This is a genomic window from Bacillus massilinigeriensis (genome assembly GCF_900117315.1).
Lineage (GTDB): Bacteria > Bacillota > Bacilli > Bacillales > Cytobacillaceae > Bacillus_BE > Bacillus_BE massilionigeriensis.
On the sequence record NZ_LT630337.1, the window covers coordinates 2,941,332 to 2,963,994 of the forward strand.

The 22,663-nt window shown below is 37.5% G+C and carries 22 protein-coding genes and 1 other annotated feature; all 22 genes read right to left on the reverse strand.

Features of this window, described 5'->3' with window-relative positions; all coding sequences use genetic code 11:
• Positions 1–237: 237 nt before the first annotated feature.
• Positions 238–2,310: a glycine--tRNA ligase subunit beta gene (gene glyS / locus BQ6100_RS14695; RefSeq protein WP_075982336.1), complete on the reverse strand. Its 2,073-nt coding sequence runs from the start codon at positions 2,308–2,310 to the stop codon at positions 238–240.
• Complete coding sequence (glyQ, locus tag BQ6100_RS14700; RefSeq protein WP_075982337.1) at positions 2,303–3,193, reverse strand: glycine--tRNA ligase subunit alpha; 891 nt, start codon at positions 3,191–3,193, stop codon at positions 2,303–2,305. The genes glyS and glyQ overlap by 8 nt, the downstream gene beginning before the upstream one ends.
• A gap of 96 nt (positions 3,194–3,289) precedes the next feature.
• Positions 3,290–3,474: a binding site (T-box leader), on the reverse strand.
• 45 nt (positions 3,475–3,519) lie between these two features.
• Entirely contained in the window at positions 3,520–4,272 is a 753-nt protein-coding gene (gene recO, locus BQ6100_RS14705) for a DNA repair protein RecO (protein ID WP_075982338.1), read from the reverse strand.
• 28 nt (positions 4,273–4,300) lie between these two features.
• Complete coding sequence (locus BQ6100_RS14710; protein WP_075982339.1) at positions 4,301–4,444, reverse strand: YqzL family protein; 144 nt, start codon at positions 4,442–4,444, stop codon at positions 4,301–4,303.
• A 153-nt stretch (positions 4,445–4,597) separates the two neighbouring features.
• Positions 4,598–5,515, reverse strand: coding sequence for a GTPase Era (gene era / locus BQ6100_RS14715; RefSeq protein WP_075982340.1), 918 nt, complete (start codon positions 5,513–5,515; stop codon positions 4,598–4,600).
• Positions 5,516–5,886: 371 nt separating this feature from the next.
• Positions 5,887–6,270, reverse strand: coding sequence for a diacylglycerol kinase family protein (locus BQ6100_RS14720; protein WP_075982341.1), 384 nt, complete (start codon positions 6,268–6,270; stop codon positions 5,887–5,889).
• Complete coding sequence (gene ybeY, locus BQ6100_RS14725) at positions 6,248–6,718, reverse strand: rRNA maturation RNase YbeY (protein WP_075982342.1); 471 nt, start codon at positions 6,716–6,718, stop codon at positions 6,248–6,250. Before ybeY ends, BQ6100_RS14720 begins: the two co-directional genes overlap by 23 nt.
• On the reverse strand, positions 6,715–8,880 hold the full coding sequence (locus BQ6100_RS14730; protein ID WP_075982343.1) for an HD family phosphohydrolase: 2,166 nt from the start codon (positions 8,878–8,880) through the stop codon (positions 6,715–6,717). The genes ybeY and BQ6100_RS14730 overlap by 4 nt, the downstream gene beginning before the upstream one ends.
• A gap of 216 nt (positions 8,881–9,096) precedes the next feature.
• Positions 9,097–10,059, reverse strand: coding sequence for a PhoH family protein (locus BQ6100_RS14735; protein WP_075982344.1), 963 nt, complete (start codon positions 10,057–10,059; stop codon positions 9,097–9,099).
• Positions 10,056–11,249: a sporulation protein YqfD gene (yqfD, locus tag BQ6100_RS14740; RefSeq protein WP_075982345.1), complete on the reverse strand. Its 1,194-nt coding sequence runs from the start codon at positions 11,247–11,249 to the stop codon at positions 10,056–10,058. The genes BQ6100_RS14735 and yqfD overlap by 4 nt, the downstream gene beginning before the upstream one ends.
• A gap of 35 nt (positions 11,250–11,284) precedes the next feature.
• Positions 11,285–11,575, reverse strand: a complete 291-nt coding sequence (yqfC, locus tag BQ6100_RS14745; protein WP_075982346.1) for a sporulation protein YqfC — start codon at positions 11,573–11,575, stop codon at positions 11,285–11,287.
• A gap of 69 nt (positions 11,576–11,644) precedes the next feature.
• The gene (locus BQ6100_RS14750) at positions 11,645–12,136 is read right to left on the reverse strand and encodes a hypothetical protein (RefSeq protein WP_075982347.1); all 492 of its coding nucleotides are present in this window, start codon (positions 12,134–12,136) and stop codon (positions 11,645–11,647) included.
• 46 nt (positions 12,137–12,182) lie between these two features.
• Positions 12,183–13,166 (reverse strand): flotillin-like protein FloA, encoded by a 984-nt coding sequence (gene floA, locus BQ6100_RS14755; protein WP_075982348.1) that lies wholly within the window; start codon positions 13,164–13,166, stop codon positions 12,183–12,185.
• Positions 13,166–14,506 (reverse strand): NfeD family protein, encoded by a 1,341-nt coding sequence (locus BQ6100_RS14760; RefSeq protein ID WP_075982349.1) that lies wholly within the window; start codon positions 14,504–14,506, stop codon positions 13,166–13,168. Before BQ6100_RS14760 ends, floA begins: the two co-directional genes overlap by 1 nt.
• A 189-nt stretch (positions 14,507–14,695) precedes the next feature.
• A complete protein-coding gene (locus BQ6100_RS14765; protein WP_075982350.1) occupies positions 14,696–15,139 on the reverse strand; it encodes a GatB/YqeY domain-containing protein in 444 nt (147 codons plus the stop codon).
• Positions 15,140–15,155: 16 nt separating this feature from the next.
• Entirely contained in the window at positions 15,156–15,329 is a 174-nt protein-coding gene (gene rpsU, locus BQ6100_RS14770; RefSeq protein ID WP_019154564.1) for a 30S ribosomal protein S21, read from the reverse strand.
• 153 nt (positions 15,330–15,482) lie between these two features.
• Positions 15,483–16,151 carry a deoxyribose-phosphate aldolase gene (gene deoC, locus BQ6100_RS14775; protein ID WP_075982351.1) on the reverse strand — a complete coding sequence of 223 codons (669 nt, stop codon included), beginning with the start codon at positions 16,149–16,151 and terminating at the stop codon, positions 15,483–15,485.
• Positions 16,152–16,315: 164 nt separating this feature from the next.
• A complete protein-coding gene (mtaB, locus tag BQ6100_RS14780; RefSeq protein ID WP_075982352.1) occupies positions 16,316–17,668 on the reverse strand; it encodes a tRNA (N(6)-L-threonylcarbamoyladenosine(37)-C(2))-methylthiotransferase MtaB in 1,353 nt (450 codons plus the stop codon).
• Positions 17,669–17,673: 5 nt separating this feature from the next.
• Positions 17,674–18,420 carry a 16S rRNA (uracil(1498)-N(3))-methyltransferase gene (locus BQ6100_RS14785; RefSeq protein ID WP_075982353.1) on the reverse strand — a complete coding sequence of 249 codons (747 nt, stop codon included), beginning with the start codon at positions 18,418–18,420 and terminating at the stop codon, positions 17,674–17,676.
• Between the two features lie 83 nt (positions 18,421–18,503).
• Positions 18,504–19,442: a 50S ribosomal protein L11 methyltransferase gene (prmA, locus tag BQ6100_RS14790; protein ID WP_075982354.1), complete on the reverse strand. Its 939-nt coding sequence runs from the start codon at positions 19,440–19,442 to the stop codon at positions 18,504–18,506.
• 19 nt (positions 19,443–19,461) lie between these two features.
• Entirely contained in the window at positions 19,462–20,592 is a 1,131-nt protein-coding gene (gene dnaJ, locus BQ6100_RS14795) for a molecular chaperone DnaJ (RefSeq protein ID WP_075982355.1), read from the reverse strand.
• Positions 20,593–20,801: 209 nt separating this feature from the next.
• Positions 20,802–22,634 carry a molecular chaperone DnaK gene (gene dnaK, locus BQ6100_RS14800; RefSeq protein WP_075982356.1) on the reverse strand — a complete coding sequence of 611 codons (1,833 nt, stop codon included), beginning with the start codon at positions 22,632–22,634 and terminating at the stop codon, positions 20,802–20,804.
• Positions 22,635–22,663 lie beyond the last annotated feature (29 nt).

Genomic DNA, 22,663 nt, shown 5'->3' on the forward strand with positions numbered 1-22,663 from the left:
CTATTAAAAACCAATTAATGCTATACTTTTACATAAAATATTATATACTTTTTTAGTCAAAATGAAAAAGGCAAGATCTTGTTACATTCTATATTTCATATTTTTTACATACTCTTTGAGGAATGTAATACAATAATCACTGAAAAATTGCTATCCTCGAAAAAGAAAATGATGGAGGTGAGCAATGTTATTAATAAACATTGCTCTCACATTCCATCATTTACTTATTCAAACAACTTATTTTACTATAATTTCTTTTACATTTGCAAATTGATTAATTACCTGAGCAATCTTGACCATCAAGTTTAAGCGATTTTGACGAACTTTATCATCCTGAGCCATGACCATTGTGTGATCAAAGTATTGATTGATGACATCCTTCATGGAAACCAGCAAATCAAAATAATCTTCCTCAAGGATTGGTTGCTCTAAGAGAACTTTTACAGCTAAATATTTTTCATAAAGCTCATTCTCATATTCGCTTTCAAATAGCTCTGTATTAATTTCCCCAGCATTTTCAGCCTTGGAAGAGATATTTAATACCCTGCTTAACGCTTCAATGCTCTCCTTGAAACCATCTTTCTCTTTATTACTTTCTAATACTTCTGCTCTTTTCACTAGTGATGCAACTACACCAATATTAGTGGATAGTAAGGAATCAATTAAATCATATCGAATAGAACGCTCTTGCAATAAATGCTTCACTCTGAGCTTGAAGAAGGATAGAATATCAAGGGTTAATTCATCCTTATCCCTTTTAGCGAATCCCGCTTGGAATATCAAATCCAATGTTTCCCCTACAAGCGTTTCAATCTCAATGGTCCACCCTTTGTGAAGTAGGGTTTGAACTACCCCAGAAGCTTGACGTCTTAAAGCATATGGATCCTGAGAACCGCTTGGAATCATCCCAATAGCGAAGAAGGAAGCAATCGTATCTAATTTATCTGCAATCGAAAGAACCGCACCTACATTAGTTGCCGGCGATTCATCTTCAGCATTTCTAGGCATATAATGCTCGTTAATTGCTTTAGCAACCATTTCCTTTTCGCCCTTTTGCAAGGCGTATCTTTCCCCCATAAAGCCCTGCAGTTCAGGAAACTCATATACCATATTCGTTACAAGATCAAACTTACATATCTCTGCAGCGCGATCTGCAGAAGCCTTCTCCTCAGCATTAAGTCCTAACATATCGGCTATTTTATTGGTTAATTGACGAACGCGTTGAACCTTTTCTGAAAGTGTCCCAATCTCTTCGTGATAAACGATATTTTCCAGTTTAGATAAGGCTTTACTAATCTCCACCTTTTGATCTTCTTTATAGAAGAATGCAGCATCTGCTAATCTTGCTCGAAGTACCTTTTCATTCCCTTTTGCAACAGTATCTAGGTGATTATGATCGCCATTACGCACAGTCACAAAGAAAGGTAGAAGCTTTCCATCCTTTGATTTAACTGGGAAATAACGTTGATGCTCCTTCATTGAAGTAATTAATACAGATTCTGGAATATCCAAAAATTCTTCTTCAAACCGCCCAAATAGTACAGTAGGATATTCTACTAAATTATTTACTTCCTCAAGCAAATCCTCGTCAATTGGGATCACCCATTCATTTTCTTCTTGAAGCTTTTCAAGCTGGGATACAATGGCCTTTTTTCTTTCCGCCGAATTGGCGATTACATACTGACCTAATAACTGTTGTTCGTAATCAGATGGATTATCAATCACAATTTTTTCACCTAGAAAACGATGTCCTAAACTCCAGTTACTTGTTTCTACCCCTGCGATTGCAAATGGAATAATCTCCTGATCAAAAAGAGCTACAATCCATTTTATAGGTCGTATATATCTTAGCTCTTGATCAGCCCACCTCATATTTTTTGGGAAGGTTAGTCCAGTTATGATGGATTGAAGATTGGAAAGAAGCGATTTCGTTTCTTGGCCCTGAATAAACTTCTGCACATGGGCATATTCTACACCATTGATTTCTTTAAAATAGATATCCTCTACACTCATACCTTGTCCGCGACAGAATCCTTGAGCAGCTTTTGTCCACTCACCATTTTCATCGAGGGCGATTTTTTTCGCAGGACCTTTATTTTCTTCTTGGATGTCTTCCTGGGACTCAGCTACATCCTTAATAAGAATGGCTAGTCTTCGTGGTGTTGAATAAGAAACAATTTCACCAAACCCGATTTTATGACCAGTAAACCAGGATTCGATTTTTTCTGCTAATTGGATTCTTGAATTCGTTACAAATCTTGCAGGCATTTCCTCAAGGCCGATTTCGATTAATAGATTGTGTTTACTCATGGTTTTTTTCCTCCTTAGCCTTTAAAATCGGAAATCCTAATTTTTCACGTTCCTCATAGAATGTTTTTGCTACCTTTCTGGCAAGTGTTCGGCAACGTCCGATATAGCCCGTTCTTTCTGTAACCGAAATTGCGCCTCTTGCATCAAGAAGATTAAATACATGAGAGCATTTTAATACATAATCATAGGCAGGATGGACTAATCCTTCCTCCATTTGACGATGTGCTTCTTTTTCATAAATAGTAAAAAGGTTGAATAGCATGTCCACATCAGATGTTTCAAAAGTATATTTGGAATGCTCATATTCTGGTTGTAGGAAAATATCGCGAACGGTAAATCCTTCTGTCCATTCAAGATCAAATACATTATCCTTATCCTGAATATAAGATGCTAACCGTTCGATTCCATAAGTAATCTCAACAGAGACAGGCTTACATTCTAGTCCACCAACTTGTTGGAAATAGGTAAACTGAGTAATCTCCATTCCATCTAACCAGACTTCCCACCCAAGACCTGCACAGCCAAGTGAAGGGTTCTCCCAGTTATCTTCTACAAAACGAATGTCATGCTCCAATGGATTGATTCCTAATGCACGTAAAGAATCTAAGTATAATTCTTGAATATGGTCTGGCGACGGCTTCATGATTACTTGGAATTGATGGTGTTGGTAAAGCCGATTAGGATTCTCTCCATAACGTCCATCTGCTGGCCTTCTTGAAGGCTCTACATAGGCCACATTCCATGGTTCTGGACCAATGGCACGCAGGAAAGTGTATGGACTCATCGTTCCTGCTCCTTTTTCTACGTCATAGGCTTGCATCAAAATACAACCTTGTTCTGACCAATGCTTTTGTAAAGTTAATATCATATTTTGAATATTCATTTGACACCTCCGGAATATTATCCATTTCTATGTGATGATTCCACTGCCACTCCACTTTATGGCAACAAAAAAACTCCCCTCCCTATGCTTATTTAGCATAGGGACGAGAGTTTACCCGCGGTTCCACCCTATTTGCTGAGAAATTACTCAGCCTCTTTTAAAGCCATTTAGGCTTAAATGCTCAAGAATGCCCTTCCTTAATGCTCTATACCCTAGCTCACACCATCCTAGGTTCGCTTTTATAGAACTCATTAAGTACTCTTTTCTATCATTGCAAGTACTATTTTTTTTGAATTTTATCGAAAAGCTTAAATAATGTCAATAGCTTACCGAAGATTGTCTAAACGTTCCATTTGATTTAAGAACTTTTTGGTTTTGAGGTTTAAACCTGAATACTCATCATAATAGGTAGAAATCACCTTTTTAAGCTCGGCTTTTGTTTCTGCCTTCACTGAAATATTACCTAACCGAGATAAATCAAAATAATAAAATATTCGCAAAAGCTTTACCGTTGCTGGTGAAATCTTAATATGATACGGATCTTTTTCAATACATTCGTGGCAAATAAATCCACCTTCCCGAACGGAAAAAGCAAAGGTTCCGTCCGTTCTTCCACAGACAGCACATTGATTTAAGATCGGATGTAGTCCTAGAACATTTAGCATTTTCATTTCAAAAATCTGTGTAAGAATCACTGGGTCGTACTCTTCATTCATGTAATGAAGTGTCTGTTGAAGTAGCTCAAATAAAAATGGATTGGGCTTTTTTTCATCGGTACTTTTATCCAATAATTCAACGACATAACTAGCATAAGCAGTTAGAAAAATATCCTCTCGAATCAATCGATAAGAGGAGATAACCTCACCCTGCTGCAAGCCTCCCAAGCCACTCCCCTTTTGAAGCAAAAACTGACCATATGTAAAGGGTTGGGTAATGGCAGCAAGCCGACTACTCGGCTTTTTCGCGCCGCGTGCCATTGCCCCAACCTTCCCCCACTCTCGTGTATAAAAGGTTACTACCTTATTCGATTCACCGTAATCAGTTGTTCTTATGACAATTCCTTCAAATTTCTGCAACAAATGCGCCACCATCCCCAAAGTGACAAACCTAAGAGATGGGAAAATCTATATCTGCTAGCTCTTCATTCTTATTTTCGGGTATTTCTTGATTCTCCTTTTGCAATTCCTTAAAGAGAAGATATGTGTCAATATTACCTGTTTGTGAAAATACCTTCCAGGTAAATTCCAACATTGAAAACCCCACCTTTCAATTTTTAACTAGCAATTTATTATCCCAAAACCTATATTTATCATAGCCTTTCTACTAAAAATCATAAGACGTAAATATTGTAAACAAAAAACATGCATAAACTTTTCTTTCAGCTAATATGGTAAAAGGGTGTGACTAATACTCATCCTCGCGGAAGCCGAAATCTCTTAGCTGCGTGAGCTTATTTCGCCAATCCTTTTGAACTTTGACCCACAGCTCTAAAAATACCTTTGTTCCAAGGAGGTTTTCGATATCAATCCTTGCTCTTTTTCCAATTTCTTTGAGCATTCCACCTTGTTTCCCAATAATAATTCCTTTTTGTGAATCCCTTTCGACAATCACAGTGGCCATCACATGAATGACATTTTTCTCGTCCATTCGTTCAATTTTGTCAATTACGACAGCTAAAGAATGAGGTATTTCTTCTCTAGTTAAATGTAACGCCTTTTCACGAATTAACTCTGAAATGATAAATCTTTCCGGATGATCCGTCACTTGATCAGCTGGATAATATTGGGGACCTTCAGGCATATACTGCTTGATCTGCTCTAATAATCGTTCAACATTATTTCCTTGTAATGCAGAAATTGGCACAATCTCAGCAAAATTGTATTTTTCCTTATATGACTCAATTAAAGATAATAATTGATCTGGGTGAATTTTATCTATCTTGTTAATGACAAGAAAAACAGGAGTTTGAAGCGATTTGAACTTCTCAATGATAAATTCCTCGCCTCGACCATACCCTTCTTCTGCATTTACCATAAACAAGACGGCATCTATTTCTTTTAACGTATTTTGCGCCACTTTCATCATGAAATCGCCCAATTTATGCTTTGGTTTATGAATTCCTGGTGTATCGATAAAGATTAATTGAGCATCATTAGTAGTTAAGACACCTTGGACTTTATTTCTTGTTGTTTGTGGCTTATCACTCATGATGGCTATTTTTTGTCCAATGACTCGATTTAAGAAAGTTGATTTCCCAACGTTTGGTCGTCCGATGATAGAAATAAAACCTGATTTAAATTTTTTCCCTGTTTCGTTATTCATTTAAGTCCTCCGATGAAAATGCTCCTGTAAGTATTTCTTTGACTGTGAATTTTTTTTGATATTGTCTATTTTCATCCACAACAATCTTTCCCTTCAACGCCCGAGACTATTAGCCTCTGTATTTTATTTTACATGATTTTCTAATAAATTTCATCGTTTGTAGCAAAAATGTAATTAAAAAAATTGAATTTTCAAAAAATACAAGCATCCTTACTTAACGTTGCCATTCATTTTAACTCTATTTCGGATGGTTTTCAAATTCACCCCAAATAATTTCATTCAGGGATGTTTAATGACAGCCTATATCCCGTATAGCTAGACATAAAAAAACCAACATCTATGTAAGATAGTTGGTCGCTTTCACGCAATAATTATAATAATTTTGGCCAAAAAATAAGGATTCCTACAATAACAGAAAGGATTGAATAAAGTAATACTGCCCCTGCTGCAATATCCTTTGCCTCTTTAGCAAGTGGATGATAATCTTCTGTTACCAGGTCTACTATTCTCTCAATGGCTGTATTGATTAATTCTAATGAAATCATTCCACCGATGGCAAAGGAAATAAAAAGCCATTCCGTCTTTGTTAAAGATGTCCACCATCCTAAACAAATAACAGAGATAGTCATGAAAAGATGGATTTTCATATTCCTTTCCCTTATTATTGCTGCCATAATTCCTTCAAGGGCATAACGGAATGACCAAAGGATACCTCTTCTTTTATGATATGATTTATCTTTTAAGTCCGAATTCATCTAATATTTCCCTTTGTCTTCCAAACATAACGACCTCATCCTTCTCGGTCATATGATCATAACCTAAAAGATGTAAAAATCCATGTACGGCTAAAAAGCCAAGCTCTCTCAGCTCTGAATGGCCATATTCTTCAGCCTGTTCCCTTGTTCTCTGAACTGAAATAATAATATCTCCTAAAATCCTTGGCATATCAGAACCTAGCAACTCTCTTTCCCCTTCACTCGTTTCCTCCAATGCAAAGGAAATAACATCTGTTGGCTGGTCCTTATCTCTATATTCTTTGTTAATTTCTTGAATTCTCTCATTTGTTACAAAGGTTATGGAAACCTCGCTTCCTTGGTCTACCTTTTCCTTTTCCGCTGCAAAATTTAATAATCTCTCGATTGTTTGCAATTCCTCTTCACCAATTTCATTGGTTTCATCTATAAAATCAATTTCTAGACTCATGCTTGCTTCACCTTCTGCTTTGTCATTTCGGGGTACTCTATTCTTGAATGAAAAATTCCTTTTAATGTTTCACATAAGGTATTAGCAACAATTTCCAGTTCCCTTAATGTGAGGTTACATTCATTAAGCTGACCATCATTCAAACGATCAGCAATAATCGATTTAACCAATCCTTCTATTTGCTCAGGATTCGGTTGACGCATGGAACGTACTGCTGCCTCTAAGCTATCAGCAATACCAATAATCGCATTTTCCTTCGACTGGGGCTTCGGACCAGGATATCGGTAATCCTCTTCCTTCACGTCCATCCCACTCTCTTTAGCCTTATAATAAAAATATTTAATTAAAGTTGTCCCATGATGTTGCTCGGCCACATCAATAATTTCCTTAGGCATCTTATATTTTCTTAACATTTCGGCTCCATCTTTAGTATGTGAAATAATAATGTTTTTGCTTGTTTGTGGCGGAAGCCGATCATGTGGATTTTCTATATTCATTTGATTTTCAATAAAAAGCTGTGGCCTTTTTGTTTTTCCTATATCATGGTAATAGCATCCAACTCTTGCTAATAATCCATTAGCACCAATTGCTTCACACGCTGATTCAGCAAGATTTGCGACCATAACACTATGATGATACGTCCCTGGTGCCTCCATCAAAATTTTTCTTAACAATGGATGGTTTGGATTGGACAACTCAATTAATCTCATAGCTGAAAGGATTCCAAAGCTTGATTCAAAAAATGGGAGTAATCCGATGGAAAGAACACCCGAGATTGCACCGGAAATTAAAGCGGCAATAAAATAAAATATAAAATCACTTAAACCAAATTGGCCATTTTTTATAAATATTAATGAAAAAATGACAATAAGGTTAATAACTGCGGCAAACATCCCTGCCCCGAGAATTTTGGAGCGATGACTTTGCTTGCTTAAGAATAATATTCCCGCTATTCCCCCACAAATGATATAAATTCCAATATTAATATTTAGGTTCCCTGTAATCCCTTCATTAAACATAATGGAGCCACAAAGGGCGAGAACGATTGTAAATTGGATTGCAAGGCGCTCATCAATTAATACTCTTATTAATATCGCACCTAGAGCCACAGGAAATATGTAACCAATTTCCGAATAATCTAATTGTTGGAGCAAGCTAATGGCTTTCATTAACAAAATATTGATAATAAAGATAATACTAAAGATTAACAGTTGATTCTGCATCTTTTCCTTATCCACTTTTGTCTCGAAAAAATAATAATAGTGAGCCATCAAGATGATGATAACCAGTAGTCCTAATCCTATAAAAGGTTGAATGGCTATTTCATTATCCAGAAATCCAACGAGCTTCAGTTGTCTATAAATATCTCGACTAATTAATTGATTCTCTTCAACGATAATTTGTCCTTGCAGGATTCTAACAGGTTCTACAGCCTCTATTGCCTGCTGACGCCGTTCCTTTGTCGTTCCGGAATCATAAAATTCATTTTGTAGGACGGCAAATCTTCCTAACTCAATCGCAGCATTTTTAACATCTTTATCTAAATTTGTGTACTTTAATTCTTCCTCCACGCGTTTTTTGGCATTTTCAACCTGGTTGGCAGGAATTCGATTGCTCATCACATTATTTATTGCTGTAACTGTTAAATCACTGGCACTTGCAATTGTTTCATCTGATGCTTGAAGAAGAGTTGAAAAAACATCATCAGATACTTCCTTTGTCACATCTTCAGTCAATTTTGCTTTCATTAGTTCTACTTGCTCACTAATTGAAGGTTCCTTCACATTGGTTGCATCTTTTTCGATAGCTTTTTCCCTATTTTCAATGATATCTTCTTTTACCTCTGTCGATGCATCAAAAATCGACTTAATTAAATCCACCCGATTTTCAGTAATTTCTTTATTTAAGACGTATACATCTTCAATTTGGTCTTCTGCTTCTTTTTTCTTCTTTTCTGTGCTTTCTTTGTCTTCAATTGTAATCGGAGAGCGAATGGTTTGATCTGCAACCGAAAACAGTTTGATATTTACCTTCTCTGGCTTAATGTTGCTGTACATGGATGCATAAAGGACTATTCCTAAAATCAAAAACAATAATACCCTAAAAAAAGTAATATCGAGCAGGCTTCTGAGTTTTGATAATTGATTTTGAAATTTTTCCATTGATCTCCCTCCTACCCTGTCTTCAAGATCAAACAAGATAAGCGCGTAAATATATTAATATGTAAAATGATAACAGTTTTTCGTACAAGTTTCACTCTTTTGTCCAAACAAGTAACATAATTTTAATCTTTTGTCACTATATGATGTTCATAAACAGCTATGTTCAATGGTTTTCACAGAAATTGTAAAAAAAACCGTTCGGAATTCCGAACGGCATTACTGACCATTTTTTTCGTATGCTTGAATAATTCTACCAACAAGTGGATGGCGAACAACATCACTTTGTTCTAAAAAGATAAACGAAATTCCTTTTACACCGGAAAGAACCTTTTCGGCTTCAATTAAGCCTGAATGAATCCCTTTAGGTAGGTCAATTTGTGTTTGATCGCCAGTTATCACCATTTTAGAACCAAAGCCTAACCTTGTTAAGAACATTTTCATTTGTGCATGGGTTGTATTCTGCGCCTCATCAAGAATAACAAAGGCATCATCCAATGTTCTTCCTCTCATATAGGCTAGTGGAGCAATTTCAATTGTTCCTCTCTCAATAAGACGCCCGGTTTGCTCTGTTCCAAGTATATCATGTAGCGCATCATATAAAGGTCTTAAATATGGATCAACCTTTTCTTTTAAGTCCCCAGGTAAGAACCCTAAACTTTCACCAGCTTCAACCGCTGGACGGGTTAGGATAATTCTTTTCACTTGTCCTGTTTTAAGAGCGTTAACCGCCATGACCACTGCTAAGTAGGTTTTTCCCGTTCCTGCAGGTCCAATTCCAAACACAAGATCAGTCTTTCTCATCGCAGAAATATATTGCTGTTGACCAAGAGTTTTTACACGAATGGATTTCCCTTTCGCATTTTTTGTGATTTCTTCGTCGTAAATATCAGTAAAATAATCCAGCGTTCCTTTTTTGGATAATTGTATGGCGTATACAACATCACGCCCACTTATAGTTATTCCTTTTCGGATGATTTGCAATAGTTTATTAATGATTTGTCCTACGATTTCAACCTTTTCAGGGTCGCCTGATACCCCAATTTGTTCACCTCTAGTGACAATGGATACCCCTAACTCCTGTTCTAAGATCTTAAGATTAGAGTCCGCGTTCCCTAGTAAATTGATTGCTTCATGATGATTTTCTAATTGTACGTTTATGGTTATTAAGTCATCTGTCATTCTGAGTCTCCTTGAATTATCGGTTGTCCAACTGCAATATTCTCAATAATTTGGAAATGGATTGATAATTTAACTTTACCATTCCGGATTGATTGATGCAAAACATTTTCACCTTTAATCATAGCATCCTCAGGCAATTGACTTTTTATATCTTTTCTAGCCATTTCTTTTGCAATTTCTATTGCTTCTGTTTCAGAATAATTCCTTTCTTCTTCTTCCTTTTCACGATATGTTTCTTCAAGGTAGGAGATTGGCAGCTGCCATTTTAGGAATCGAACCTTTTTTTCATTGATTTCTCTCTCATAGCTGTTAAATTCAGGTTTACCAAAGTTCCATATAGGGAGCCTGAATTTCCCAAATTTCAAATAATGCTTGATTTTTTCATTCCCATTAAATACTTGGAATGTACTCTGTAAAGGAAGCTGCACCTCTGTTTTATACCAGGTTTCCCCAAATACCTTTCCCTTTGCGGGTACCTCCTTCGTTTCTCCCTCTTTTCCTATGAGTCCCGAAACCAACAGCTGCCCTGGTTTAACATGTTGATTAACCTCGACCATAGGCTGTCCTTCTTCAACAAACATGTCCACAATGACCGCCTTTTTTTTGGCCACTAGGTTTTGTGAGCTTAAATGCTCAGGCTTTTCAGGTTCATTTTTTTCAACTACCTTTAGTGAGTAGGTTGTCCCCTTTAATTCCACACCAACCCATGTAATTTCATCAATGCTATTGGTCAATCGGCTCTGAATCGATTCCACATTATCTACGAAGAATTGGAGCTTTCCAACCTTTACCCCAATTTCATCTAACTCTTTTCTAATTTTGTATTCTGTTGCAGGATTGGCACCTTTGATTTCAATCCCCCAAACCATATTTGATAAAACGAAAATAATAAAAAGGAAGAAAACAGCGCCTGCTAAAAAGCCACCATTTTTCATTAAACGCTTCAATAAAAATGGGGTTCCGCTCCGGCGTAGGAACTCTATTTTACATTCAGAGCCCCTAGCTTCCTGTCTAAATTTATTCACATCCTTTAGGCGTATCCTAAATGTTACTGCATGTGTTCCATGTCTTTTGACATTCCAAATGTAAATACCACTTCTTGTTAATTTATTGATTAAACGCTCTATTCCGTTGCCTGTTACTTTTACAGCAACAATTCCAGAAAAAAATAATATCCATTGATTCTTCATTTTTTTCCCCCTGAAAGTTCTTTGTTCAAAAAATATTAGCTATGATCATTTAAATAAAGTACTTGGTCGATTTTTCCTTCTAGTAATATCTCTTCAGGCAATATCGTTTTAATGACAAAAGCCTTTCCCTTTATTAATAGCTGCCCCTGTTTTAGAAGCAATCTTAATTCCTTGTCAGAAAATGCAATTAGCCCGCGGTGGTTCTCAATATATATATGAATTTGTCCAATCATTGTAATGCGGGGTAAATCCATCATGACATCTTGAGGTAGACCCATTTGCTTTGTCATCCAATTACGGACTCGTTGCCCCCACTTTTTTGCCATAAAAAAAGAACCCCCTTTCATCTCATGTTTATGAGATAAGAGAGGGTTCTAGCACTTATTTTTTATCAATCATCTATTGCGAATATATCGACTTCCTTGATATACCCGGTGACGATTTTTTGCTCTTGGAGGTCCAAGAATTTCAGACCAAACAATTGCATCTATTATCTTATTTTCATCTAATGGCTGTTGACTAGGACTAAGTTGATTTTTTTCAGCCTTTTTCTTTATCAGCTCAGTCTTTCGTTCTATTTTCTCCATTTGTTCCTTATAATCGTTGATTTTAGATATTGATTCTTCTTTAACTTCATCATATTTTGCCAAATCATCAATATAAGTTTTTTTTGGTGTTTTCACCTTTTTTTGGGTGGAGATTTCTGTTTGAACAACTTCCTTCAATTCTTGCATTGATTTTTGTAAAGGCTTAGGTATATTCTGTCTCCTACGACTTTGCTTTTGGTTCGATCCTTTTTTTTCTGGTTCCTTTCCCTTTTTAAAAAGGGAGGATATAATCCCCAAAATGATGATAAGAATAATTGGGTTCTCAAATAAAACTCTCATAAGGCTTCACTCCCTTCAAGGGGCCAAGATAAGCTTCAGTATGACATCACTTATTATTTTCATCATTGATTTTACCAATGGAGTCACGCATATCTGTATCAGCAGAAATATTTTGGATATTCATGTAGTCCATGACACCCATATTTCCTGAACGTAGGGCCTCAGCCATGGCAAGTGGTACAGTTGCCTCTGCCTCTACCACTTTTGCTCTCATTTCTTCCACTTGGGCTTTCATTTCCTGCTCTTTTGCGACGGCCATCGCCCTGCGTTCCTCTGCTTTTGCTTGGGCAATCTTCTTATCTGCTTCAGCTTGGTCCGTTTGCAGCATCGCTCCAATATTTTTACCGATATCTACATCAGCAATATCAATGGATAATATTTCAAAAGCTGTACCTGCATCCAAACCTTTTGATAATACGGTTTGTGAAATCATATCAGGGTTTTCTAGTACTTTTTTATGGTCAGCTGAAGACCCAATTGTAGATACAATACCTTCCCCAACACGGGCAACGACTGTTTCCTCTCCAGCTCCACCAACTAATCGATCAATATTTGCACGAACAGTGATTCTTGCCTTTGCCTTCATTTCTATTCCATCCATGGCAACACCCGCAATAAATGGTGTTTCAATTACTTTAGGGTTTACACTCATTTGCACAGCTTCTAATACATCACGACCTGCTAAGTCGATGGCTGCGCAGCGTTCGAAGGTTAATTCAATATTTGCACGGTGGGCTGCAATTAGAGCATTGACTACTCTATCTACATTCCCTCCAGCGAGATAGTGACTTTCTAATTGGTTAGTCGTTACATTTAGACCTGCTTTATGTGCCTTAATTAAAGGATTGATTACACGACTTGGAATCACTCGACGTAACCTCATACCAATTAGTGTGAAAATGGAAACCCTAACACCGGCTGCTAGAGCGGAAATCCATAGCATAACAGGAACAAAGGTAAATAGAATTGCTAATAATATAATCCCAACAACAATTGCGATTAAGAGTAAAGCCGTACCAGCTGTTATCATTATTTATCCTCCTCTTTCATTTCATTTGAAGTTATTTCTCTTACAACAATTTTTGCGCCTTCGACCTTTATAACCTTTATTTTTGCTGATTTTTGAATAAAGTTCCCTTCACTGACGACATCAATTCTTTCATCGCCAATGACAACTGTTCCTGCAGGTCTTAGAGCGGTAAGCGCATAACCCTCTAAGCCAATGAGATCCGTTCGGTTAATATTGGAGACATATCCTTCTTCCGTATTCGTTGAGTCGGTTAAGATTATTTTTTTAAAGAGCTTCATTTTTTTACCAAACACCTTTACCATTAGAATCGAAAAGATCATCGAAATGCCAATCGCAATTAATAATGAGATACCCATATGAATAACATTATCCGATGCGAGAAAGAAGCTTGTTATGATCGCACCAGCTCCCAAAACACCCGTAATGCCACCAGGAACAAAAAATTCTAATATGATGAGACCAATTCCTAGAATAAATAATATTATGGTTTCAAATCCAGCGAGTCCTGCCACAAGATGTCCATAGAAAAAGAGCATTAAGGAGGATAATCCCATAATTCCAGGGATACCAAAGCCGGGTGAGTAGAGCTCTACTACAAGGCCGAGACTCCCGATAGTGAGTAGAATTGGAATCACTACTGGATTTGTAATGAAACGAGCAATCTTTTCTGCAAAGCTTTCATCTAAATGGCGTATATCAGCATCCTTTAATCCAAGGTGCTGAATTAAGGAATCAAGATTTTCATATGTTCCTTCAGAATATCCTACATCCAATGCCTGGTCTGATGTTAAGGTCAGTAATTTTCCTTTTGGTGCTCCTAATTTCGGAAGATCGACCTCTTCATCTGCCATTGCTAATGCATAGATGGGATTTCTTCCACTTTGCTTCGCTGCACTTTGCATTGCCGCAAACCAGTAAGATTCCGCCTTTTTTCCTGCAGTATTTCCTTCTTGGTCAATGATGGCCGCTGATCCCATTGTTGCACCAGGAGTCATATAAATTTCATCTGTATTAAGAGCGATATATGCTCCTGCAGATAATGCTTGCTTATTTACAAATGAAACGGTTTTTAACTCTGTCGATGATAATAGCTTACCAATTTGCCCAGCTGCATCTACTGCACCCCCAGGAGTATTAATATCAAAAATAATCGCTTGGGCGTGTTCTTCCTCAGCAGTTTTAACTGCGCGATTTAAAAAAGCATATAATCCCTTTTCTACCGTATCTTCAACAGGAACGACATATACGACATCTCCATCTGCAGAACTGTCTGAAGGAAATAAGACAACCAATAGGGGAAGTAACAATGCAAAGGATAGGATGAATCGCTTAAGCTTCACTTGAACCCTCCTTTCAAACGTTCATATGAGTGATACGGATGATAGCGTTAAATAGTTTCATTAATATCATAACAGTTGAAACGGGATAGTGAAACACAATGAATAGGGGAAGAGAAATATATGTTCAATCCATGTCTATGTAATATTAAAGGCCGAAAGCTATGTGCTTACGGCCTTTACCAATATTAATTATGAAAGGTGTTGTTGTACAAGTTTATTTATAAGTGATCCGTCTGCTTTTCCTTTAACTTTTGGCATAATAGCAGCCATCACTTTACCCATTTCAGCTTTACTTGAAGCGCCCGTTTCAGTAATCGTTAGTTTAACAATTTCTGATATTTCTTCTTCTGTTAACTGTTTAGGCAAATAGAATTCAACATGCTGTAATTCAGTGCGAATTTTTTCGGCAAGGTCCTCGCGTCCTGCCTTTTCAAATTCATGGAGGGAGTCCTTGCGTTGTTTTACTTCGCGAGAAAGGACAGTTAACTCCTCATCTTCAGATAGGTCATGACCAGCTTTGATCGCTTCGTTTTGAATAGAAGCTTTAACCATCCGAATAACTGAGAGTTTATCTTTTTCTTTGTTTTTCATCGCTTGTTTTATATCATTATTTAAACGCTCGAGAAGACTCAATAAAATACACCCTCTCTTACCACTTACGTTTTCTAGCTGCTTCTGACTTTTTCTTACGTTTTACACTAGGTTTTTCGTAGAATTCGCGCTTTCTAGCTTCTTGTATAGTACCTGACTTAGATACAGTACGTTTAAAGCGACGAAGAGCATCTTCAAGCGATTCGTTTTTACGAACGACGGTTTTAGACATTCTCTTTCCCTCCCTCCGAACACAACACACTTACACCATACACGGATAACCATGTACTTGACAATTATAATATAACAGTGAAACAAGGTCAACTGTAATATACCAGTGTATGTGTACTTTTAAAAAGTATAAATATATTGAATTATCCAAGATTTAATAATCCGAATTAGAAGTAAGCCCTTTAACAATTGCAACTCCTGAGCTTGCACCTATACGCGTGGCACCTGCTTTAATCATTTCCGATGCGTCATGGCTACTTCTCACTCCACCCGATGCCTTGACCCCAATATCTGGACCAACTGTTTTTCTCATTAATGCGATATCCTCGATTGTTGCGCCACCAGTAGAAAATCCAGTAGATGTCTTAACAAAATCTGCCCCTGCTTTTACTGCTAGCTTACAGGCAAGAACCTTTTCATCATCTGTTAAAAGGGATGTCTCAATGATCACCTTAAGTATTGCTTTACCTTTAGCAGCATCTACAACTGCTTTTATATCCTTTTCCACTAATTCGCTATTTCCCTCTTTTAAGGCACCAACATTTATAACCATATCTACTTCTGTTGCCCCATTTTCAATTGCATTTTTTGTTTCAAACGCTTTGGTTTCTGATGTAGTGGCTCCTAGAGGAAAGCCAATGACCGTGCATACCTTGACATCACTTCCTGATAGCTTTTCCGAGGAAAGCTTCACCCAGGTTGGATTTACACATACAGACGCAAAGGAATATTCCTTTGCTTCCTCACAAAGTTTTTCAATTTGATTTTTCGTAGCATCTGCTTTTAGTAGAGTATGATCAATCATTTTTGCCATATTGTCCATCTTCATTCTCCAATCTATGACAGGGTTATTTATCATTTATCTATGTGCCTTCTCTATTTTTAGTATATCCAAACAACCAACGAAAGGAGGCATAAAAAAACTGTCAAGAATGTCATTCCCGATTAGATCCCGAGAATATAAAATTCTTGACAGTCTATTTAAGATTAAATGATGGCTTCCTTCATTTCAGGTTTATCATCCATTACCTTGACAAATTGCCCTTCATTATAAGGATACCCAGCCTTTATGACTTTTACCTTTACGATTTTCCCAATCATATCCTCTGTTCCAGGAAAAACAACCTTTAAATAATTATCTGTATATCCTTCATAAAGGCCGCTATCTGGATTATCTTTAAAACGTTCTTCTGGAATGACTTCTAGAGACTCTTCCTCAAACTGAGAAGCATATTCCTTTGCAAGCTGATCAGAGAGTTCAATTAGACGGTGAACTCGTTCATTTTTTACCTCTTCATCCACTTGATTTTCCATTCTTGCAGCTGGAGTTCCAGTACGCTTAGAATAAGGGAATACGTGCAGCTCAGAAAACTTATGCTCCTTAATAAAGTTATAGGTTTCCATAAATTCTTCTTCCGTTTCCCCTGGGAATCCGACAATAACATCTGAAGTTATTGCAAGGCCAGGTAGAGCCTTTTTAAGCAGATTTAATCTTTCTGCGAAAAATTCCATTGTGTATTTTCTACGCATTCTTTTTAAGACAGAGTTTGAACCTGATTGAATTGGAATATGCAAATGTCTAACAATCATTTTTGATTGGTTAATCACTTCTATCACTTCATCGGATATTTGGCTGGCTTCTATGGAGGAAATTCTAATTCGTTTTAAGCCTTTTACATTTGCCTCGAGATCCCTAAGTAGTGCAGCGAGGTTGTAATCCTTCATGTCTTCACCATAACCACCTGTATGAATGCCTGTTAATACAATTTCTTTATAACCAGCATCAACTAGAGCTTGAGCTTGTCTGATGACCTCTTCTGGATCTCTTGATCTCATAAGACCTCTTGCCCAAGGAATAATACAGAAAGTACAGAAGTTATTACAGCCTTCTTGAATTTTTAATGATGCACGAGTACGATCTGTAAAAGATGGAACATCAAGCTCCTCATATACACGGTTTTTCATGATATTCCCTACAGCATTGATAGGCTGGCGCTCATTTTTATATTGTTCAATATAATCAAGCATTTTCACACGATCTTGAGTACCAACAACAACGTCCACTCCTGGAATCGCTAGAATTTCTGCTGGAGAGGTTTGTGCGTAGCATCCTGTTACACATACAACTGCATCCGGATTTTTGCGAATCGCACGACGGATTACTTGGCGACTCTTTTTATCACCTGTATTTGTTACCGTACATGTATTGATTACATAAACATCTGAAGTAGATTCGAAGTCTACTCGATCATAACCGTTTTCCTTAAATAATTGCCAAATAGCTTCTGTTTCATAGTGGTTCACTTTACAACCTAATGTATGGAATGCAACTGTTGGCATATATTTCACCTCATTAATTCAAAATGGTACGAAACAGCTGATAGTACGTATAATGGTGCTGTTTCAGTTCTTAATATTCTAGGTCCTAGTCCACAAGACATAAACCCGTTTTCTCTTAGAAGAGAAACCTCTTCTTCCGTTAATCCACCTTCTGGACCAAAAACAATAATTAGGGATTGTCCTTCTTGCATTTTCTCTAAAACATTAGCAAGAATAGATACTTCCCCTTGTTTTGCATCCTCTTCATAGGCAATCAATTTATAGTCAAATTTGATTGAAGCTTCCAATAGCAATTTCAAACTATTTGGGTGTTCTACGACAGGTATGTGGCTACGGTGAGATTGTTCAGCAGCTTCCTTAGCGATTTTTTGCCATCTCTCAACCTTCTTAGCAGACTTTTTCTCATCCCATTTGACTACGGAGCGAGCTGCAGTAAAAGGGATAAACTTATCTGCTCCAAGCTCTGTTCCTTTTTGGATAACCCATTCAAGTTTATCCCCTTTAGGCAGTCCGCTCGCAATGGTAACCTTTATTGGAAGCTCAGAAGTCCCTTCTACCCATTTTACAACGTTTGCTATGACGTTTTCACCGGTAATTTCTGCAATTGAACAAACCGCACTTCTTCCATCAAGAGTGGTACAGAGTATTTGGTCATTATCTTTTAATCTCATCACCCTCGTAATATGATGATGATCTTCACCTGTAATAATAAATTGCTCTCCAATACATTCCTTCACAAAATACCGTTGCATCGGGTACACCTCTTTTTCCTCGTACATCATGATAAATTGAAAAAAGGGGATTGTTCAGATCATGAAATCCCCCTTTTAGTTCATTATTTTCTTTTTGCTAATAATGCAACCCAATCTTCCATTTGAATCGTTTCCACGATGTCAAAGCCTGCCTGAATGATGGCTTCCTTTACTTCTTCCTTCTTTTTTTGAATAATCCCCGAAGCAATAAAGTATCCATCCTTTTTCACTACTCTTGCCACATCATCGGTAAAGCGTAAGATTACTTCCGCTAAGATATTAGCAACAACAACATCAACCGTATCATTGATTCCATCTAGTAAATTATTTTGTGAAACGCTCACTCGTTCATGGACCTTGTTCAGTTTAATATTAAGTCTAGCTGACTGAACAGCTACCTCATCTAAATCCAATGCCTTAATGGATGAAGCTCCGAGTAGTGCAGCAGCAATACTCAATACTCCTGACCCCGTCCCAACGTCTATCACCTTATCGCCCTTTTTAATTGTTCTTTCAAGGGCTTGAATACACATGACCGTTGTTGGGTGTGTTCCAGTTCCAAAAGCCATGCCTGGATCCAACTCGATAATTAATTCATCACTATTCACCGGAACGTAATTCTCCCATGTTGGGACAATTGTAAATCGTTCAGAGATCTTCACCGGATTATAATATTTTTTCCAAGCAGTAGCCCATTCTTCTTCATTTACTTCACTAAGCGTTACTAGATTTCGTCCAATATCAATATTAAATAAAGGTAAATTATTAATCGCTTGTTTAATTTCCTCGACCGTTTCACCAAGAAAACTATTAACTGGAAGATAAGCTTTAATCATAACTCCCTCATCAGGGTAGTCATCTGGATTGAGTTGGTAGATTTCTCCGAATTGATCTTCTCTTTCCTTCTGTAATTCCAAGGGATCCTCAATCACTACTCCACTTGCACCAGCCTCATGCAGGATATTAGAAATAGGCTCAACCGCTTCATTTGTTGTATGAATACCAATTTCAGACCATTTCATTTTCTACCAACTCCATTTCTTAGTCGCCTTTAAAAGCTCTTTTTACCTTTGAGAAAAATCCTTCTTCATTCTCCCCTTGTGGCACAGGTCCACTTATTTCTGCAAATTCTCGAAGCAATTGCTTTTGATTTTCTGAAAGTTTTGTTGGAGTGATTATTTTAACGATAATATGTTGATCTCCAACTCCATATCCTCTAACATTCGGAACCCCTTTTCCTTTTAAACGGAATTTCGTCCCGGTTTGGGTACCAGCAGGAATTTTCAATTTCACTTTTCCATGAAGTGTTGGTACCTCCACTTCGTCACCTAAAGCCGCCTGAACAAACGTTATCGGCATTTCACAATATATATCGTCGCCGTCTCGTTCAAAAAATTCGTGACTTATCACATGGAAGACGACATATAGGTCTCCTGATGGACCGCCATTTACTCCAGGTTCACCTTGACCAGCTACCCTTAATTGTTGGCCATCATCAATACCTGCAGGAATTTTCACATGGATTTTACGACGTTTTTTCACACTGCCCGTACCACCACATGTTGTACACTTTTCCTTTATTTCCTTACCTGTGCCATGACAATAATGACAAGTACGGCGGTTTACAATTTTTCCAAATGGTGTATTTTGCTCTACGTTTATTTGACCGGAGCCTTTACAATGCTTACATGTCTCAGGCTTTGTACCAGGTTTAGCACCAGAGCCCTTACAAGTATCACAAGTTTCCTCCCTTGGGATTTCTATATCTGTTTCTTTCCCAAATACAGCCTCCTCAAAGGAAATCGTCATCGTATATTGTAAATCAGCTCCCTGTCTTGGTGCATTCGGATCTCGTCGTCTAGATCCACCACCAAAGAAGGTACTGAAAATATCTTCAAATCCACCGAATCCACCAAAATCTCCTCCGCCACCAAATCCTCCAAAACCTTGGTTCGGATCGGTATGGCCGAATTGATCATAATGAGCTCTTTTTTGATCATCACTTAGAACCTCATAGGCCTCTTTAACTTCTTTAAACTTTTCATCAGCATCAGGTTCTTTATTTATATCTGGGTGATATTTCTTTGAAAGCTGACGATATGCCTTTTTTATTTCATCCTTGGTCGCACCTTTACTCACACCAAGGACTTCATAGTAATCCCTTTTACTCATGATTACTCACTCCCCGCTACATTCACATAAAGGTTATTGTAACATTCCCATGTAATATCACGCAATAAGCAGGTTTCTCCTTTCCCTGTTGAATAAAAAACTGCTAGTACATGATCGATAATAAATCAGTCCAAAAGGAATGACGAAAGAAAAAGCCAAGTCAATTGATGACCTGACTTTTACTCTCATGATGGAAGATAAAGTAATGATTATTTATCATCCTTAACTTCTTCAAATTCTGCATCTACTACATCATCGTCTTTACCAGCGCCATCAGCTTGACCTTGACCTTGTTGGGCTTGCGCTTGTTTTGCAGCTTCTTCATAAAGTTTAACAGATAAATTCTGAACTACTTCTTGTAAAGCATCCTTCTTCTCACGAATTTCATTGAGATCATTTTTTTCAATCGCTGCTTTTAATGCATCCTTCGCTTCGTTTGCTTTGGACACTTCAGCTGCATCGACTTTACCTTCTAAATCCTTCAACGTCTTTTCTGTTGTGAAGACAAGTTGGTCTGCCTCGTTGCGAAGCTCTACTTCTTCTTTACGTTTTTTATCCGCTTCTGCATTTTCTTCTGCTTCTCTTACCATTTTTTCGATCTCATCATCAGATAAACCTGTTGAAGATTTAATAGTAATAGCCTGCTCTTTATTGGTGCCTAAGTCTTTTGCACGAACATTAACAATACCGTTCTTATCGATATCAAATGATACTTCGATTTGTGGAATTCCACGTGGAGCTGGTGGAATGTCCGATAATTGGAAGCGACCAAGTGTTTTGTTATCTGCTGCCATTGGACGTTCACCTTGTAATACGTGAATATCCACAGCTGTTTGGTTATCCGCAGCAGTAGAGAAAACTTGAGATTTTGAAGTTGGAATCGTCGTATTACGATCGATTAATCTAGTAAATACGCCACCCATTGTTTCGATGCCCAATGATAATGGTGTTACGTCTAGTAAAACCACATCTTTAACATCACCTGTAATGACTCCACCTTGGATAGCAGCACCCATTGCTACTACTTCATCAGGGTTTACCCCTTTATGAGGTTCTTTACCAGTTTCTTTTTTAATCGCTTCTTGGACAGCTGGGATACGTGTAGAACCCCCAACAAGAATTACCTTGTCAAGCTCAGAAGCAGACAAACCAGCGTCTCTTAATGCTTGACGTGTAGGTCCCATAGTTCTTTCAACAAGATCAGCTGAGATCTCATCGAATTTTGCTCTTGATAATGTCATTTCTAAATGAAGTGGACCTGCTTCACCTGCTGTAATAAATGGAAGAGAGATTTGTGTAGAAGTAACACCTGATAAATCCTTCTTCGCTTTTTCAGCCGCATCCTTTAGACGTTGAAGAGCCATTTTATCTTTTGAGAGGTCAATTCCATTTTCCTTTTTGAATTGATCTACTAAATAATCAATAATGACTTGGTCGAAATCGTCACCGCCCAGACGATTATCCCCGGCAGTTGCTTTTACTTCGAACACTCCATCTCCTAATTCAAGAATGGAAACGTCGAAAGTACCACCACCTAGGTCATAAACAAGAATCGTTTGATCCTCATGCATTTTGTCTAAACCATAAGCAAGAGCTGCTGCAGTTGGTTCGTTAATAATACGTTCTACTTCAAGGCCAGCAATTTTACCAGCATCTTTTGTTGCTTGACGTTCTGCATCATTGAAATATGCTGGAACAGTGATAACCGCCTTAGTTACCTTTTCACCTAAATAGTCTTCAGCATATGATTTTAAATATTGTAAGATTGCAGCGGAAATTTCTTGTGGTGAATATTCTTTTCCTTCCGCTTCCACCTTGTGATTCGTGCCCATATGTCGCTTAATGGAAATAATCGTATTTGGATTTGTGATTGATTGTCGTTTAGCCACTTCTCCCACTTGGCGTTCGCCATTTTTAAATGCAACAACAGAAGGTGTCGTACGATTTCCTTCTGGATTTGGAATGACTTTTGGCTCGCCGCCTTCTAATACAGCAACACATGAGTTTGTTGTTCCTAAGTCGATACCGATAATTTTACTCAATGAAAAAACCTCCCCAATATGTAAATAAT